The organism is Streptomyces clavuligerus, from assembly GCF_005519465.1.
GTDB lineage: Bacteria > Actinomycetota > Actinomycetes > Streptomycetales > Streptomycetaceae > Streptomyces > Streptomyces clavuligerus.
In genome coordinates this window covers 956727-972225 of sequence record NZ_CP027858.1, presented here as the reverse complement: position 1 = coordinate 972225, position 15499 = coordinate 956727, and the positions used below count along the sequence as shown (strand labels likewise).

The 15499-nt window shown below is 74.2% G+C and carries 12 protein-coding genes; 4 read left to right on the top strand and 8 right to left on the bottom strand.

The window, feature by feature from the left end:
* Positions 1-85: 85 nt before the first annotated feature.
* Complete coding sequence (locus CRV15_RS03915; RefSeq protein WP_003958754.1) at positions 86-1087, bottom strand: helix-turn-helix domain-containing protein; 1002 nt, start codon at positions 1085-1087, stop codon at positions 86-88.
* A 394-nt stretch (positions 1088-1481) separates the two neighbouring features.
* Between CRV15_RS03915 and CRV15_RS03910 the strand changes: the two genes are divergently transcribed.
* From CRV15_RS03910 to CRV15_RS36565, 3 genes are all read left to right on the top strand, one after another.
* Positions 1482-3329 (top strand): protein phosphatase 2C domain-containing protein, encoded by a 1848-nt coding sequence (locus CRV15_RS03910; protein WP_009997842.1) that lies wholly within the window; start codon positions 1482-1484, stop codon positions 3327-3329.
* Positions 3330-3463: 134 nt separating this feature from the next.
* Positions 3464-5206: a pyruvate dehydrogenase gene (locus CRV15_RS03905; RefSeq protein WP_003958758.1), complete on the top strand. Its 1743-nt coding sequence runs from the start codon at positions 3464-3466 to the stop codon at positions 5204-5206.
* Between the two features lie 413 nt (positions 5207-5619).
* Positions 5620-6249: an ATP-binding protein gene (locus CRV15_RS36565; RefSeq protein ID WP_372461398.1), complete on the top strand. Its 630-nt coding sequence runs from the start codon at positions 5620-5622 to the stop codon at positions 6247-6249.
* Between the two features lie 103 nt (positions 6250-6352).
* Here the strand turns inward: CRV15_RS36565 and CRV15_RS03895 are convergent, their stop codons facing one another.
* A complete protein-coding gene (locus CRV15_RS03895; RefSeq protein ID WP_003958761.1) occupies positions 6353-7471 on the bottom strand; it encodes a DUF2637 domain-containing protein in 1119 nt (372 codons plus the stop codon).
* A gap of 234 nt (positions 7472-7705) precedes the next feature.
* The gene (locus CRV15_RS03890; protein WP_003962262.1) at positions 7706-8551 is read right to left on the bottom strand and encodes a (2Fe-2S)-binding protein; all 846 of its coding nucleotides are present in this window, start codon (positions 8549-8551) and stop codon (positions 7706-7708) included.
* 170 nt (positions 8552-8721) lie between these two features.
* Between CRV15_RS03890 and CRV15_RS03885 the strand changes: the two genes are divergently transcribed.
* Positions 8722-9555 (top strand): GntR family transcriptional regulator, encoded by an 834-nt coding sequence (locus CRV15_RS03885; RefSeq protein WP_009997844.1) that lies wholly within the window; start codon positions 8722-8724, stop codon positions 9553-9555.
* A gap of 693 nt (positions 9556-10248) precedes the next feature.
* Here CRV15_RS03885 and CRV15_RS03880 read toward each other — a convergent pair.
* The 5 genes from CRV15_RS03880 to CRV15_RS03865 all read right to left on the bottom strand — a co-directional run bounded on the left by CRV15_RS03880 (position 10249) and on the right by CRV15_RS03865 (position 15398).
* Positions 10249-11025, bottom strand: coding sequence for a hypothetical protein (locus CRV15_RS03880; RefSeq protein WP_044972471.1), 777 nt, complete (start codon positions 11023-11025; stop codon positions 10249-10251).
* A 315-nt stretch (positions 11026-11340) separates the two neighbouring features.
* Positions 11341-11481 (bottom strand): HGGxSTG domain-containing protein, encoded by a 141-nt coding sequence (locus CRV15_RS35825; protein ID WP_162925180.1) that lies wholly within the window; start codon positions 11479-11481, stop codon positions 11341-11343.
* A 172-nt stretch (positions 11482-11653) separates the two neighbouring features.
* Positions 11654-12760, bottom strand: coding sequence for an ABC transporter ATP-binding protein (locus CRV15_RS03875; protein ID WP_003962265.1), 1107 nt, complete (start codon positions 12758-12760; stop codon positions 11654-11656).
* Entirely contained in the window at positions 12757-14319 is a 1563-nt protein-coding gene (locus CRV15_RS03870) for an ABC transporter permease (RefSeq protein ID WP_003962266.1), read from the bottom strand. Before CRV15_RS03870 ends, CRV15_RS03875 begins: the two co-directional genes overlap by 4 nt.
* A 20-nt stretch (positions 14320-14339) precedes the next feature.
* Positions 14340-15398 (bottom strand): iron ABC transporter substrate-binding protein, encoded by a 1059-nt coding sequence (locus tag CRV15_RS03865; protein WP_009997848.1) that lies wholly within the window; start codon positions 15396-15398, stop codon positions 14340-14342.
* Positions 15399-15499: the final 101 nt, after the last annotated feature.

Sequence of the window (15499 nt, the reverse complement as noted above, 5' to 3'; positions counted from 1 at the left end):
GCACGGGGCCGCCGCGCCCCGCCGTGCACCCGATGCCCCCGCCGACCGCCCGGCGCTCCGGCGGGGACAGGCGCGTGACCGGCGCTCAGCCGAGCGGTTCGCGGGCCACCCAGCCCTTCGCGTACGCGTGCCAGCCGAGCTGGAGCCGGGTCGTCACCCCCGCCAGCTCCATCAGCCCCTTCACCCGTCGCTGCACTGTCCGCAGCCCCAGATCCAGCCGCTTCGCCACCCGGGCGTCGGTCATCCCGGCCAGCAGCAGCGACAGGATCTCCAGATCCGTGGCGTCCGGGCCGGTCGTCACCTCCTCGTAGCCGCCGCCCGCGGCACCGGCCGCACCCGGCGTACCGGCCGGGCCCGGCGCACCGCCCCCGGCCAGCCGCAGCGGCAGCGCCTCCCGCCACACCGCCTCGAACAGCCCGAGCAAGGAGTCCAGCAGACCGCAGCCGTGCACGACGAGCGCGGCGGGCTCACTGCCCCGGGCCGTCAGCGGGACGATCCCCAGCCGCCGGTCGGCGACGAGCAGCCCGCCCGGCACCCGGTCCGCGACCCGGAGCTGCGCGCCGCGCGGCGGTGCGGCCGCGGACGGGGACGCGGCCAGCGTCTCCCGTTCGATGACGACCCGGTGCGCCACCCCCGGCCGGGGCTGCACCGCTTCGCCCTGCGACACCTCCGTGAGCAGGGCACACACCTCGACGACCGCGCCCAGCCGCACCTGCGCGAACCGATGGGCCACCGCGCTCGCCCCGGTGACCACCTCCACCAGGTCGTGCACGGCGGGCCCCTCCGCCTCCGCCCGGTACTCCTGCGCCAGGGAGGCGGCGGCCAGTTCGGCCCGTTCGAGCTGTCGGCGCTGCTGGGTCAGCAGCGCGCCCAGCGCGACCCCGGGCGGGGCCGCCACCCACCGGCCCTTCCACGCCGAGGAACGCGAGGCCAGACCCTGCTGCTCAAGCCGCCGCAGGGCGCGTTCCGTGTCGGTCTCCGGCAGCGCCAGCCGATGCGCGAGATCGGCGACCTCCGCCGCTCCGAGCGCGACCAGCGCGCGGTACGCGGACTCCTGCCCCGCGTCGAGACCAATCGCTCCCAGCACCCCAAGACCCTCCCATTCACGCCTCGCACATCATCCCCCGCTCCGGCCGGTGCTCCCCGCCGGGGGGACGGCCCGCACCGGTCACGCACCCCGCCGTCACGGTGGCCACCCGTCCGGCACGGTGACTCTTTCGGGTAACGATGCATCGGTCCGGGCGGATTCGCCGTTCCCCTGCGGATGTGCGCCGGAGCGTGAATCCTTACGGGGAGCGCACGCCGGTGATACATCCTCGGAGCCCTTTTCCTGCCGGGCCGACGGCCGATTCCGGCCTTCTTTCCGGTCCGTTCCGGTGCGTTTCGACGGGTGGATCCCATCCGATGAGCGCACCACCGGGAGCGGGCCGCTTTTCGGCGCGATCTGTTTGCGGCGGCGGACCGCGGTGGACAATACGCGCATGAGTCAGCAGGCCGAGGACGACTGGTGGAAACGGCTGTACGAGGAGTCCGGGCCGGGGGCGGTCCCGGCCCGGACGGCGGGCAGCACCCTGGACACCCACTTCGACTCGGCCGTCCACGCGCTGGCCCCTCCCGCACCCCCGCCGCCCCGCGCCCCGGCGCCACCGGAGCCGTCCTCGACCCGCGCCGTACCCGCGGCGTGGGACCTTCCCCTGCTGCGGGAGGACGACGACTCCGGACCGCCACGACCGTCCGGGGGCCGGGCGGTTCCCCGGAAGGCGGGGGCCAGCCCGGGGCCTGTGCCGGTCGTGCCGGAGGCGGACCGGGGCGTGCCGGTCGCCGTGTCGCCCCCCGGGCGGGGGGAGTGCGGGCCGCCGCCGTTCGACGGTCCGGGTCCAGGGCCTGTGCCGACCGTGCCGGAGGCGGGCCCGGTGGCGCAGGTCGCCGTGCCGGCCGTACCCCTGTCGGTGTCCGTTCCCGGGCGGGAGGTCGTCGGAGCGGGAGCGTCCGGCGGTCGGGGTCCGGGGCCTGTTTCCTCCGGGCCGGAGGTGGACCCGGGCGTGCCGGTCGCCGTGTCGCCCCCCGGGCGGGGGGAGTGCGGGCCGCCGCCGTTCGACGGTCCGGGTCCAGGGCCTGTGCCGACCGTGCCGGAGGCGGGCCCGGTACCGCCGGTCGCCGCACGGGCCGTGTCCCCGGCCGTCCCCGTACCGGATGCCGTTCCCGGGCCCGGTGCCGCGCTCGCGGAGGTGCCCACCGCCCTGGCGGACGGGCCCGTGCCCGCGCCGCGTGGCCCGGGCGGTGGACAGCGGGACGGCGGCGGAGCGCCGCCGTTGATGCCGCTGGCGCGGGCTCCGTGGGAGCCGCCCGACGACCCGCCCCTGCGCCACGCGCCGGAGCGGCCCGCCGTCCCCCTGGGCCCGGCCGCGCCGCGCACCGGGCCCGACAGCCCCGCGCCCGCGCGGGCGGCGGCGCACCCCGGGCATGTCGGCGACGGACCGCCGACCTACGAGCCGGAGCCCACCGCGCTGCCCGCCGCGACCGCCGAGAACCTGGCCCGGATCACCCCGGACACGGCTCTCGACGGAGCCCGCTGCGGCTCCGGGGTGCTGCGCGCCGCGTCCATCCGGGGGGACTCCGCCCGCTACCGGGGCGAACCCCGACGGGACGCGCTGCTCACCGTCCGCTTCGGCCGGGGCCCCACCGCCCTCGTCCTGGTCGCGACGGCCAGCGGCGCGCGCGCAGCCGAGGGGTCCCATCTCGCCGCCGCGGATCTCTGCCGGTGGATCGGCGGCGCCGTGGGCCGCAGCCACGCACGGCTCGCCGAGGACATCCGGGCGGACCGCAGGGGCGACCTCAGGGCCGGGCTGCACCGGCTCACCGACCGGGGCTTCGGCAGACTGCGGAGCACCGCCGCCGAGTCGGGCGCCGAGTCGGGCGAACATCCGGCGGGGCTGCGCTGTCTGCTGATCCCCGCCGACCCGGAGTGCCGCACCCGGGTGTTCTTCGGCGCGGGCCCCGGAGGTCTCTTCCGGCTCCGCGACGGCGCCTGGCAGGACCTGGAACCCCCGCACCCGGCGGCGGGGGAGCCCGCGGGGGAGCAGCCCGAGCCGCCCGGACCGCCCTTCCGCTTCCTGGCCCCCGTCGCCCGTTCCGGTGACACCCTGCTCCTGTGCGGCCCCGGCTTCGCCGACCCGCTGCGCGGCGAGCCCGCGCTCGCGGCGGAACTCGCCGCCCGGTGGGCGACACCCGCCGGACCACCCGGCCTCGCCGCCTTCCTGACCGATGTGGGACTGCGGGTGAAGGGGTACGCGGACGACCGCACCGCCGCCGCCCTCTGGGAATCCTGACCGCCGCGTCCGGCGCACCCGTCACCCACCGGTGCGCCGGACGCGGCCCACCGGCGCACCCGGGAGGCGGAACGGCGCTCCCCGTGGGTTGATGGACGCACGGTCCGTCACCCAGCGGAAGGGGCGCCCCTCCCATGGCCAAACAGAACGTCGCCGAGCAGTTCGTCGACCTTCTCGTCCGTGCCGGTGTGCGGCGTCTGTACGGGGTCGTGGGCGACAGCCTCAACCCGGTCGTGGACGCGATCCGGCGGAACTCCGGCATCGACTGGATCCAGGTCCGCCACGAGGAGACCGCCGCCTTCGCCGCCGGTGCGGAAGCCCAGGTCACCGGGGAACTCGCGGCGTGCGCCGGCTCCTGCGGCCCGGGGAACCTCCATCTGATCAACGGCCTGTACGACGCCCACCGCTCCATGGCCCCGGTGCTCGCCCTCGCCTCCCACATCCCCTCCAGCGAGATCGGCCTCGGCTACTTCCAGGAGACCCACCCCGACCAGCTCTTCCGGGAGTGCTCCCACTACAGCGAGCTGATCTCCAACCCCCGGCAGATGCCCCGGCTGCTCCAGACCGCCATCCAGCACGCCATCGGCCTCGGCGGCGTCAGCGTGGTCGCGCTCCCCGGCGACATCGCCGACCAGCCCGCGCCCGCGCGGACGGCCGAGCACGCGCTCGTCACCACCCGGCCCTCGGTGCGCCCCGGGGACGGCGAGATCGACCGTTTCATCCGGATGATCGACGAGGCCGAACGGGTCACCCTCTTCTGCGGCAGCGGCACCGCCGGAGCCCATGCCGAGGTCATGGAGTTCGCCGAACGGCTCAAGGCCCCGGTGGGCCACGCGCTGCGCGGCAAGGAGTGGATTCAGTACGACAATCCTTTTGATGTCGGCATGAGCGGACTGCTCGGCTACGGCGCCGCCTATGAGGCCACCCATGAATGCGATCTGCTGATCCTGCTGGGCACGGATTTCCCCTACAACGCCTTTCTGCCGGACGATGTGAAAATCGCCCAGGTGGACATCCGGCCGGAGCGCCTGGGCCGCCGTTCCCGGCTCGACCTCGCGGTCTGGGGCGATGTCCGGGAGACGCTGCGCTGTGTCACCCCCCGGGTGCGGGCCAAGAGCGACCGGAAATTCCTCGACCGGATGCTGAAGAAACACGCCGACGCCCTGGAAGGGGTCATCAAGGCGTACACCCGCAAAGTGGACAAGCATGTCCCGATCCACCCCGAGTATGTGGCCTCGGTCCTGGACGAACTCGCGGCGGACGATGCGATTTTCACCATTGATACTGGTATGTGCAATGTCTGGGCGGCGCGCTATCTCTCGCCCAACGGCCGCCGCCGGATCATCGGCTCCTTCAGCCATGGCTCGATGGCGAACGCGCTGCCGCAGGCGATCGGCGCCCAGTTCACCGACCGGAACCGGCAGACCGTCGCGATGTGCGGGGACGGCGGCTTCACGATGACGATGGGGGACTTCCTCACCCTGGTCCAGCACGATCTGCCGGTGAAGGTGGTGCTCTTCAACAACTCGGCGCTGAGCATGGTCGAACTGGAGATGCTGGTCGCCGGGATTCCCTCGTACGGGACGACCAACGTCAACCCGGACTTCGCGGCGGTCGCCCGCGCCGCCGGGGCCTTCGGGGTCCGGGTCGAGAAGCCCCGGCAGCTCGCGGGCGCGCTCAAGGACGCCTTCCGGCACCGGGGCCCCGCACTGGTCGACGTGGTCACCGACCCCAACGCGCTCTCCATCCCGCCGCGGATCAGCGCGGAGATGGTGACGGGTTTCGCCCTCTCGGCCAGCAAGATCGTGCTGAATGGAGGGGTGGGGCGCATGGTGCAGATGGCGCGTTCCAATCTCCGCAATGTGCCCAGGCCCTGAGACGCGTCTCCTGTCCGATGCGGGGATCGTCTGCGGCGAACGGCGTAGTCGGCATCCCTGTCCGGTACCAAAGCAACCGATTTCCCCGCCACTTGACGAAGAGGCAGGTATGCGCCCCGAACCAGAGGGGCAATGCTGTCCGTGGAAGCATTGAGCACACAGAGTCAAGCAGAGTCCATCGCAGCACACGCAATCGGGCGGACCGGATGGACCGGACGGCTCGACCGGACCGGGCGCACACGCCGGACCGGGCGGACTGAACGGTCTGACAGAGTCGATCGGGCGTACGAGCCCGCGTACGGGTGAGGATGATGACTGGGCGTCAGGGAGGGGCCGGCAGTGGGGGTCACGGGGGCCACCATGGCGGATACGGCAAGGTGGCCGGGCATACGTCGGCACATCGGGAACGACGGGTGTGCGTGGAGGCCGCGGGCGAGTCCGTTCCGGCCAGGGTGCCGTCGAGGGTGGCGGGCCCGGCGGCGGGGTGCCGGAGGTTCCACCGCCGATTAGGCCGGACGGATCTCCACGCCGTCCCCGAAATACGGCGGGAACTGCGGAAGTTGCTGCGGCAGTGGGGCGGCTGCGACCGCACGGACGTGGCGCAGCTCCTGGCGAGCGAGCTGGTCACCAACGCGCTGCTCCACACGGAGCAGGGCGCGGTGGTCACCGCGACCGTCGCCTCGTCGACCCTGCGGGTGGAGGTGCGGGACTTCATCACGGGGCTGCCGGTGCCGGACACCCCCTCCGGGCGGCGGTTCGACTCCCTCGACACCAACGGCAGGGGGCTGTTCCTGGTGCAGAGCCTCGCCGACTCCTGGGGGGTGCGGGCCCAGGGCATGGGCAAGGTGGTCTGGTTCGAGATCCACCGGCCGTCCGAGGAGGGACCGGAACACGGAGCCGCCGGGACCGCCCGCGCGGCCCAGGGCACCGCCGCCGGGAGCGACGACGGCACCGGCGGTGACGGTGACATCGGCGATGACGGCGACATCGGAAGCCCTGGAGGCGCGGAGCCGTCGCGACGGCAGCACGAAAGGCCGGTCTGAGCTTTTCGGACCGGCCTTTTCGCTGATGTCATCGGGGTGGCGACCACTCGGGACAGCCGCCCGGGGAGCGACCGCCCAGGCGCGACGGCCGCTCGGGGAGCGGTCAGCCGAACTGCCTCTCCAGATCCTTCAGTTTGCGCTCCAGCGAGTCCAGTCGCGGCAGCGTCTGGGTGTCGTCCTCGGCGGTGAGATCGACCATGATCGGCTCATTTTCCGGTGCCGCGGTCGAGCCGGTGGACAGGAGCGAGGTCCGGGACGGAAGAGGCGGCTGATCCGTTCCTGTGGTGGGTCCTATGGCAGGCTCCACGACGGAACCCGAACCCTCGGGCAGCGCCTGGGCGGGGCTTCCGCCCGAGCCGCCGCCCGGCGCGGCCCCGGCGTTCGCGACGGCGAGCGTGGGCAGATTCGGGTCGCGCAGCACCCGCCCCCGGCCCCAGGCGCGGTGCTGCCGGTTGAGGGCCTTGATCCGTGCCCGCTCCAGCTTCGCCTGCTCCCGGGAGCGGAGCTGGGCCTCCTTCTTCGCCTGCCGGTCCTCACGGACCTCCTCGACCGCCTCGTCCAGGGTGCGGACGCCCTCAAGGAGCATCAGCGACCAGGCGTTGAAGGTCTCGCGCGGAGCGCGCAGCCAGCGCACGACGCGGATCTGCGGCAGCGGGCGCGGCACCAGACCCTGCTCGCGCAGGGCGGCCCTGCGGGTCTGCTTCAGGGCCCGGTCGAAGAGGACGGCGGCCGACAGCGACATGCCCGCGAAGAAGTGCGGGGCGCCCGCGTGGTCGACGCCGCGCGGGGCGTGCACCCAGTTGAACCACGCGGCGGCACCGGCGAACGTCCAGACCAGGAGCCGCGAGCCGAGCGCCGCGTCCCCGTGGCTGGCCTCACGCACGGCGAGCACCGAACAGAACATGGCGGCGCCGTCGAGACCGAACGGCACCAGATACTCCCAGCCGCCGGTGAGTCCGAGATTCTGCCGGCCGAAGCCGACGAGACCGTGGAACGAGAGGGCCGCGGCGACCGCGGCGCAGCAGAACAGCAGGACGTAGGAGGCCGTACCGTATATGGCTTCCTTGCGCCTGCGCCGTTCCTCGTTGCGTTCCCAGGAGTCCTCCGGCTTGGCTGCTGCCGCGGCGGCCTTCTTGCCGCGTGCGAGGACCACGACCGCCACCAGAATCCCCACAACCATGACGCCGCCGGGAAGCAGCCAGCTCAGCGATATGTCTCTCATCTTGGTGTCCCTTGCGTCTGCACCGCGGTAAGGCGTTTCGGCCGCCATAGTGACCGAAGTCCGGTCGGTCCCAGGGGGTTTTGTGGCAAGAGAACGCCAATGGGGCCATACGGCATACCGATAGGTGGGTTTCACTCGGACTGCCGTACGGGCAGCGGGAGTTGCGTACGATTTATATCACTCGGACGCGGGGCGTGACATCCGGAGCGGGGCGATCGTCCGCGGCCCCTCGCCTCAGCTTTCGGGAAGCAGTCGTGCGACCCGGACGGGGTCGGCGGTGCGGGGGCAGGTGACGCAGGTGTCGTCGGGCCGCAGGGTGTAGAAGAAGCAGCAGGTCGCGCGATCGCGGGTGGGCAGGCACTGGCCCTGAGGGCCCGTCAGTTCGCGGAAACCGGGTTTCCCCACAAAGGGTTTGACCGTTCCCGGAAGCAACCGCTCCAGCTCCTCGATGGCCCGTGCCTCCTCGCCGAGGAGGGTCCCGATGTACCACAGGCCCTCGATGAGGTCGTCGGTGGCCATGCCCCACAGGGCCCGGCGTCCGCGCCGCATCCGGGAGCCGAATCCGTCGAGCAGCGGCTCGACGTGGGCGGCGACGGCGGAGCGCAGCTCCGCGCGCAGGGCCTCCTCGCCGTCGACGGTCCGGGCGCCCGGGAGGTGGGCCGCGGGGTCCCCGGGCAGACAGGCGAACTCCTGCACACGGACGGCCATCCGGCCCAGCTCCCGCTGGAAGGCCACCTGCGCCGGCGCGATCCGGGGGACCCGCCGGGTCAGGAACCAGGGCACGGTGAACAGCAGCGTGGCGGGCCAGACATAGCGGTGCAGCCCGAAGCCGGTGACCACGTCGGGCCGGGCCTCCTGGCCGTAGTCGCGCAGCACCTGGGCGCGGTCCCAGTCGAGAAAGGCGTCGAGCGCGGGCCCGCCCGCGGCCAGTTCGTCGGCGGGCACCCAGCCGGGGTCCGTGGGTCCCTGCTCGCCGGGGCCGAGTATCCGTACGCCCAGACTGGGGAACGCCTCGGTCAGGCGGGCATACGTGTCCCCGAACGGGCACGTGGGAGCGGACAACAGCGTGGGAAAGGGCATGCCGGACCACCGAATCGCGATCGTTAGCAGGTTAGCCTAACCTTACCCGACATGTTCGGTGTTTGACCTCGGATGCCCGGTGTTTGACCTTCGCCCCGCTCCGCCTATCGTGCAGTCAGGGGGCCCGGGGGATGGCGGGGGCTCCGGCATCCGGCCCGAGGAGGACCCGAGTGGAGCAGGCCCGAACGCGTGCGGCGCTGCCGTCGGACCGGTCGTACCGCTGTCCGGACGCGCTCCCTCCCGCTTCGTCGCCCCCCTCCGCCGCCTCCGTCCCGGGCGGGCTGCCCGGCTCCGCCGCCCCGCTGCTGAGTCTGCCGGGCCAGGGCCGCGGCGGGCAGAGATACGCGCACGGCTGCGACGAGCCTCCCGGCCCCGGTCCGCGTGCGGTGCGACGGCACTCCGTCCGGGGCCAGGTGCTCCAGGCCCTGCGCGCCGCACTGGCGGACGGCGGGCTGACGCCCGGTGAGATCTACTCCGCGCCCGCGCTGGGCGAACGGTTCGGTGTCTCCGCCACCCCCGTGCGCGAGGCGATGCAGCAACTCGCCGCGGAGGGCGCGGTCGAGACCGTCCCCAACCGCGGTTTCCGGGTCGTCGCCCGCGGGGCCCGGGAACGCGCCGAACTCGCGGAGGTGCGCGCCCTGGTCGAGATCCCGGTCGTGCTCCGGCTCGCCCGTACCGTCCCCGCCGGGGAGTGGCACGGGCTGCGGCCCCTCGCCGAGGCGACCGTCGCCGCCGCGGCCGACGGCGACCGGGCCCGCTACGCCGAGACGGACCGGGCCTTCCACCGGGCCCTGCTCTCCCTGGGCGGCAACGCGCAACTGGTCGCCGTCGCCGACGACCTCCACCGCCGCGCCCAGGGGCCCCGCACCCCACGCGCCGCCCTCACCGCCGACGCGGCCCAGCACCTCGCCCTCCTCGACGCACTCGCCTCCGAGGACCACCTCGCGCTGCCCGTTCTGCTCCAGGCCCATTTCGCCCCGGAGGACCCGCCCGAGGAGCTGTGACGCGGCACGGCAGGCGCCTGCCACCCGGATCGCGCCGTGCTCGCGTGCCTGTGGCACGTCTCCCCCGGGGGGCGGGGACTCTGGCGTGCGATGCCCCCCCCGCAGGCGAGAAGCGCCCCGGCCGGGCCCCGTCCCTGATCCGGTCCGGACGTTCGGCCTCCGGTGGATCGCGCCGGGCCCGGCGCGTACTCCCCCCGGTGACCCGGCGGCCTGGGCGGGGACGCCGGGGAGCAGCGAGGGGGAGCGTTCCTGCCGCAGGGCTGCGTCCCCGGGGTGTGATGCTCATCCGCAGGCGGGAAGCGCCCCGGCCGGGCCTCGTTCCCGATCCGTTTCCGGACGAGCGGCCTCCGGGCCTGTCCGGTGGGGTCGCGCCGAGCTCGCGCGGGCTGGCGCCGTACTTCCCTGGGGCCCGGCGGCCCGGGCCGGCCCCCGGGGCAGTGAGAGGGAGCGTGCCCACGCGGCGTTGCCGCCGGCCCGGGCGGGGGAGGCACCGGCGTGGGGCGCCTCGCAGGCGGGAAGCATCCCGGCCGGCCTCCGGGCCTGTCCGGTGGGTCGCGCCGGGTCCGGCGTGTCCCCCCGGTGGCCCGGCCGGGACCCGGAGCGGGGGGGGGGCACCCACGCGGTGGTGCGGGCGCCCCGGCCGGATCCCGCTGCCCGTTCCCGGTCCGACCGGTCCGGGTCGGGGAACGGAACCTAGACGTCCGGCTCCGGGTGCGCGGGCACCGCGGCGAGGGTGGGGGCGAGCCAGACGGGGATGCCGCCGAGGAGGCGGAAGAGACGGGCGGCCTCGGCGCGCAGCCGGGCCGCCGCAGGCTCGGGTTCGCACTCGGCGAGCCCCGCGAGGACCGGCGCCACGCCGATCAGATGCCCCAGTTCCATCCGGATGCGCAGTGCCTCGGTGAACCCCTGCCGCGCGTCCGTCAGCTCCCCGTCGAGGAGCGACAGCCGGGCCTGATGGTGCCGGACGCAGGAGAGCAGCAGGGCGTCCCGCTGCTCCTCGGCGCCCTGCTGGGCCCGGCGGAAGGCGGCGCGGGCCGCCTGGGGGGCCTCCCCGATGTGCTCGGCGACGAGCCCGCGGCGGAAGTCGAGCAGCGGCCTGCCCGGTGAGGTGGGGGAGAGGAGCGCCGCCGCCCGGCCGAGGGCCGAACGGGCCTCGTCGGCACGGTCGCGCACCCCGAGCCGGGTCGCCGCGTACGCGAGCCGTCCGCGTTCGCAGGCGGCGGCTCCGCGCTCCTCGTCGTCCCCGGCCAGCGCCTCCGCCGTGCGCAGGGCGTCCTCGGCGTCCGCCCATCCCTCGCCGCTGAAGAGAGATCGTTCGACCAGCAGCGCGGCCCGCTCCAGAGCGGTCCGCGCGTCCCCCGCGCCGGTGTCCAGGAGTGCCGCTGCGTCGGCCCAGCAGCCGCGTGAACGCAGCCGCCGCACCGCGCTCCGGAGGGGGTCGTCGGCTGCTGTGGTTCCGGAACCAGACATGGCGGTACGCGCCACTACGCCCTCCCCGAGCACGCCACTGGGCTGTTGAGTCGAGGGGAATCTCAGCATGGAACCGGGCGCCCGGCCAAGGGGTTTGGTGAATTGCTTCACAATCTTTCGCCGACCCGTGGCACACCGCGGGGCCGCGGCGTTCTGCCCGGTCCCCGCGGAACGGCCGGGTTCACGCGGCGCCGCACCACCCGCCGCCGCACCACCGGAGACATGGATTCCGCGTCAACGGCGGGACGCGCGCGCCCCCGCACGGGGGAGAGCCGCCGCGCCCCCGGACCGCCGTACCCGGACCGGCGGCACGGCTCAGCGCCGCTTGGTCCGCCGCCGCTGCGGAGGGGTCCACCCGCCCCGGTGCAGCTGACAGCGCGAGTACCCGATCATGGCCGGATTGCGGCAGCGCTTACCCGTCTTGGTCAGCGCGCCGCACAGATTCTGCTTGCCCATGGTGCCTCCCCTGCCGGACCCGGAAGTGTCCTTCGGACGTCCTCGCCGGAAGCATCGGCCGCCCGGCGCCCTGTCATCCGCCGGGGTCCGGCACTCGGCCGGTTCCGCATCCCGGACGGCGGGAACCGGCCGTTCGCCGGGTGGCGGCACCCGGCGGACGGAGCGGGCACCGTCAGCCGTCGGTGCCGTCGGTGCCGTCGGTGCCGTCGGTGCGGTCGGTGCTGTCGCGGTGGAAGCCCGCCCCGCCCGTGACCAGCAGGCCCGTGGTGTCTCCCGGACGGACGGCGAGGGGCCCGGCGGTGCGGACCGTGACGGGCTGGTCGAGCCCCGGCAGCCCGACCAGGACCAGCGCGTCGTGGCCGTGGTACCGCACCTCGGTGACCTGCCCGGACGCGGAGGCGGCGGCATCCGACGGATCGGTGAGCCGGAGCTGTTCGGGCCGCAGGACGACCGTGCCGTCCGCCCCGCCGCCGCTGTCGGCCCGCCGGGCGAGCGGTATCCGCCCCAGGGCCGTCGTCGCGTGCGCGGCACCCGGTCCGGCAACCGCCGGGAGCAGTACCGCCGCGCCGACGAAGGAGGCGACCCAGGGGTCGGCGGGACGCTCGTACAGCTCCTGCGGGGTGCCGGACTGCACCACCCGTCCCGCCCGGATGACGGCGACCCGGTCGGCGGCGGACAGCGCCTCCTCCTGGTCGTGGGTGACGAGCAGGGCCGTGGCGCCCGCCGCCCGCAGCGCGGAGCGGACGTCGGAGCGCAGCCCCGAGCGCAGCCCGCTGTCGAGGGCGTTGAACGGCTCGTCGAGGAGGACGAGGGCGGGGCGGGGGGCGAGCGCCCGGGCGAGCGCCACCCGCTGTTGCTGGCCGCCGGACAGCTCGTGCGGCATCCGGTCGCCGTAGCCGCCGAGCCCCACCAGCTCCAGCATCTCGTCCGCGCGCGCCCGGCGCTCGCCCCGGTCGAGCGGGCGTAGCCCGAAGGCGACGTTGCGGACCACGCTGAGATGGGGGAAGAGCGCGCCCTCCTGCGCCATGATGCCGATGCCCCGCCGCTCCGGCGGAAGCTGGACACCGGGGCCGCAGACGGTGCGCCCGCCGATCGAGATCTCCCCCGCGTCGGGGCGGACGAAGCCCGCGATCACCCGCAGCAGGGTGGTCTTGCCGCAGCCGGAGGGGCCGAGCACGGCGGCGAGTTCGCCCTCGGGGACGGTGAGGCCGAGGTCGTCCAGGACCCGTCCCCCGCGCCCGTACGAGGTCGTCAGCGAGGTCACCCGCAGTCCGGTCATGAGCGCCTTCCGAGCAGATAGGAGGGGATCGCGGCGAGCAGCACGATGACCGCCGCGTAGGGGGCGGCGCCCGCGAACGCGCCCGCCCCGGTCTCGGTCCACAGCCGGGTGGCCAGGGTGTCCGTGCCGGTGGGGCGGAGCAGCAGGGTCGCGGGCAGCTCCTTCATGATCACCACAAAGGTGAGCGCGGCGCCCGCCCCGATGCCGGGGGCGGCCAGTGGCACGGTGATCTCCCGCAGCACCCGCAGCGGGGAGCGGCCCAGCGAGCGGGCGACCTCCTCCAGGACCGGCGGCGACTGGAGCACGGCCGCGCGGGCGGAGCCGACGGCGACCGGCAGGAAGAGCACCGCGTAGGCCGCGATCAGCAGCGGGAGTTCCTGGTAGAGCGGGTAGGCGTAGCGCACCGAGAAGAAGACGAGGGCGAGGCCGACGGTGATCCCGGGCACGGCGTGCCCCGCGTACACGGACTGTTCGAGGAAGCGGCCCAGCCTGCCCTGGTGGCGTGCGGAGAGGACGCCGACCGGCAGCGCCAGCAGGGTGGTGACGGCGGCTCCGGCGGCGGCCACGGTGAGGGTGGTGACGGTGGCGTCCCACAGCCGGTCCGGGTCCCAGCCGGAGTTGCCGACGGTGAGCCAGTAGCCGAGCGTGGCCAGCGGGAAGGCGACGGCGGCGCCCGCGACCGCGGCGCACCAGGCCAGCGCGGGGCCGGTCCACCGGCCGAGCCGCAGCGGCACCGGCGGACGGGCGCTGCCCCGGCCGGTCCTGGCGTGTCCGGCGCGGCCCCGGGTGCGGTTCTCCGCCAGCACCAGCAGCACCGTCATGACCACGAGGACACAGCCGAGCACGGCGGCCGGGGTGCGGTCGAAGCTCGCCTGGTACGAGGTGTGGATGGCCCGGGTGAAGGTGTCGTACCGGGTGATGGAGACCGAGCCGAAGTCGGAGAGGACATAGAGCGCGACGAGGATCGCGCCGCCCGCCGCGGCCGGGCGGAGCTGCGGCAGCGTGACCCGGAGGAAGGTGTGCCAGGCGCCGCCGCCCAGGGAGCGGGCCGCCTCCTCCTGCGCGGGGTCGATGCCGCGCAGCGCCGCCGCCACCGGCAGGAAGACATAGGGGAAGCAGGCGAACGTGAGGGTGATCGCCGCGCCGGACAGCCCGGCCAGCGAGGGCCGGGCCGAGATCCAGGTGAACGCGGCCACATAGCTCGGCACCGCCAGCGGCAGGGTGGCGAGCACGGCCCAGATCCGCCGTCCGGGCAGTGCGGTGCGCACGGTCAGCCAGGCCAGGGAGATCCCCAGGACCAGCGAGCAGACCACGACGATCGCGGTCAGCTTCAGACTGTTGACGAGGAGTTCGAGGGTGCGCGGCTCGGTGGCGATGTCGAACGCGTACCCCCAGCCGTGCTCCAGCGCGCGCACCCCGATATAGCCGAGCGGCAGCAGCGCGAGAAGCGCCGCCGCCGTGGCGGGGAGCAGCAGGACCAGCGGGGCCCGGCGCCGGCCGGCCGCCGCGCGTCGCGCGGCGGCCGGGGTGCGCACGGTCGGTGAACGGTGCGTGCTCATGGCTTGTCGACGGGGGAGGGTCAGACCATCCCGGCCTTCTTGAGCAGCTCCAGGGTCTGCTGGAGCGACTCCAGCTTGCCCAGGTCGATCTTGGGGGCGTCCAGCGAGTCGAGCGCGGGGAGGCCCTTGACGGTGCTGGTGACGCCGGAGGCGAGCGGGTACTCCTTGGTCTCCTCGGCGAAGTAGGTCTGCGCCTCCTTCGACAGCAGGTAGTCCACGGCCTTCTCGGCCGCGGCGCCCTGGCCGCCGTTCTTGAGGACGCCGACGCCCGCGGCGTTGATCAGCGCGCCGGAGTCGCCGCCCGGCAGGAAGTGGATCTTGGCGTTGACCTTGTCCTCGCCCAGCTCGGCGACCTTCTCGTACCAGTAGTAGTGGTTGATCAGGCCGAGGGAGACCTCGCCGGAGTCCACCGCATCGAGGACCGCGCCGTTCTTGGCGTAGGTCTTGCCGTTGGCCTTGAGGCCCTTGAGCCACTTCAGGGTGGCGTCCTCGCCCTCCAGGACGCGCATACCGGTGACGAACGCCTGGAAGGAGGCGTTGGTGGGCGCGTAGCCGACCTTGCCCTTCCACTTCGGGGCGGTCAGGTCGTGGATGCTGTCCGGGACCTTCCCGGCGGACTTCGGGTTGTACGCGATGACCCGGGAGCGGCCGGAGACGCCGACCCAGTCCTGCTCGCCGCCGCGGAACGCCGCGTCCACCTTGTCCAGGGACTTCTGCGGCAGCTTCGCGAGCTGTCCGGCCTGGGAGAGCGCGCCGAGGGCACCGGCGTCCTGGGAGAAGAAGAGCCCGGCCTTGGTGCGGTCGCCCTCCTCCAGGATCTGCGCGGCCAGCTCGGCGCTGTCGCCGTAGCGGACCTCGACATCGGTGCCGGTGGCCTTCTCCAGCTTGCCGATGATCGGGGAGATCAGCTCCTCGTTGCGGCCCGAGTAGATGACGAGCTTCTCGGCGCCCTTCTGCTCACCGGCCTCGGTCTCCTTGCCGTTCTTCTCGCTGTCCGAGCCACCGCAGGCGGCGAGGACGGGCAGCAGCAGAGCGGAGAGGGCGAGCGCGGTACCCCGGCGGACGGACGGGCGTGGCATGGGAGCCTCCTGGACGGCCCGCTGGTCGCACGGAACGCGCAAGGCGCCCGGCGGTGCGGGGACGATGATGACCCCCAATGAATATGGTGAGCCTTCCCTAA

What these genes read in the sequence shown, in the direction of transcription:
- CRV15_RS03875 (WP_003962265.1), bottom strand. Translation starts at nt 12,760, where the DNA reads ATGACCGGACTGCGGGTGACCTCGCTGACGACCTCGTACGGGCGCGGG.
- CRV15_RS03870 (WP_003962266.1), bottom strand. Translation starts at nt 14,319, where the DNA reads ATGAGCACGCACCGTTCACCGACCGTGCGCACCCCGGCCGCCGCGCGA.
- CRV15_RS03865 (WP_009997848.1), bottom strand. Translation starts at nt 15,398, where the DNA reads ATGCCACGCCCGTCCGTCCGCCGGGGTACCGCGCTCGCCCTCTCCGCT.
- CRV15_RS03890 (WP_003962262.1), bottom strand. Translation starts at nt 8,551, where the DNA reads ATGCCCTTTCCCACGCTGTTGTCCGCTCCCACGTGCCCGTTCGGGGAC.
- CRV15_RS03905 (WP_003958758.1), top strand. Translation starts at nt 3,464, where the DNA reads ATGGCCAAACAGAACGTCGCCGAGCAGTTCGTCGACCTTCTCGTCCGT.
- CRV15_RS03880 (WP_044972471.1), bottom strand. Translation starts at nt 11,025, where the DNA reads ATGTCTGGTTCCGGAACCACAGCAGCCGACGACCCCCTCCGGAGCGCG.
- CRV15_RS35825 (WP_162925180.1), bottom strand. Translation starts at nt 11,481, where the DNA reads ATGGGCAAGCAGAATCTGTGCGGCGCGCTGACCAAGACGGGTAAGCGC.
- CRV15_RS03910 (WP_009997842.1), top strand. Translation starts at nt 1,482, where the DNA reads ATGAGTCAGCAGGCCGAGGACGACTGGTGGAAACGGCTGTACGAGGAG.
- CRV15_RS03895 (WP_003958761.1), bottom strand. Translation starts at nt 7,471, where the DNA reads ATGAGAGACATATCGCTGAGCTGGCTGCTTCCCGGCGGCGTCATGGTT.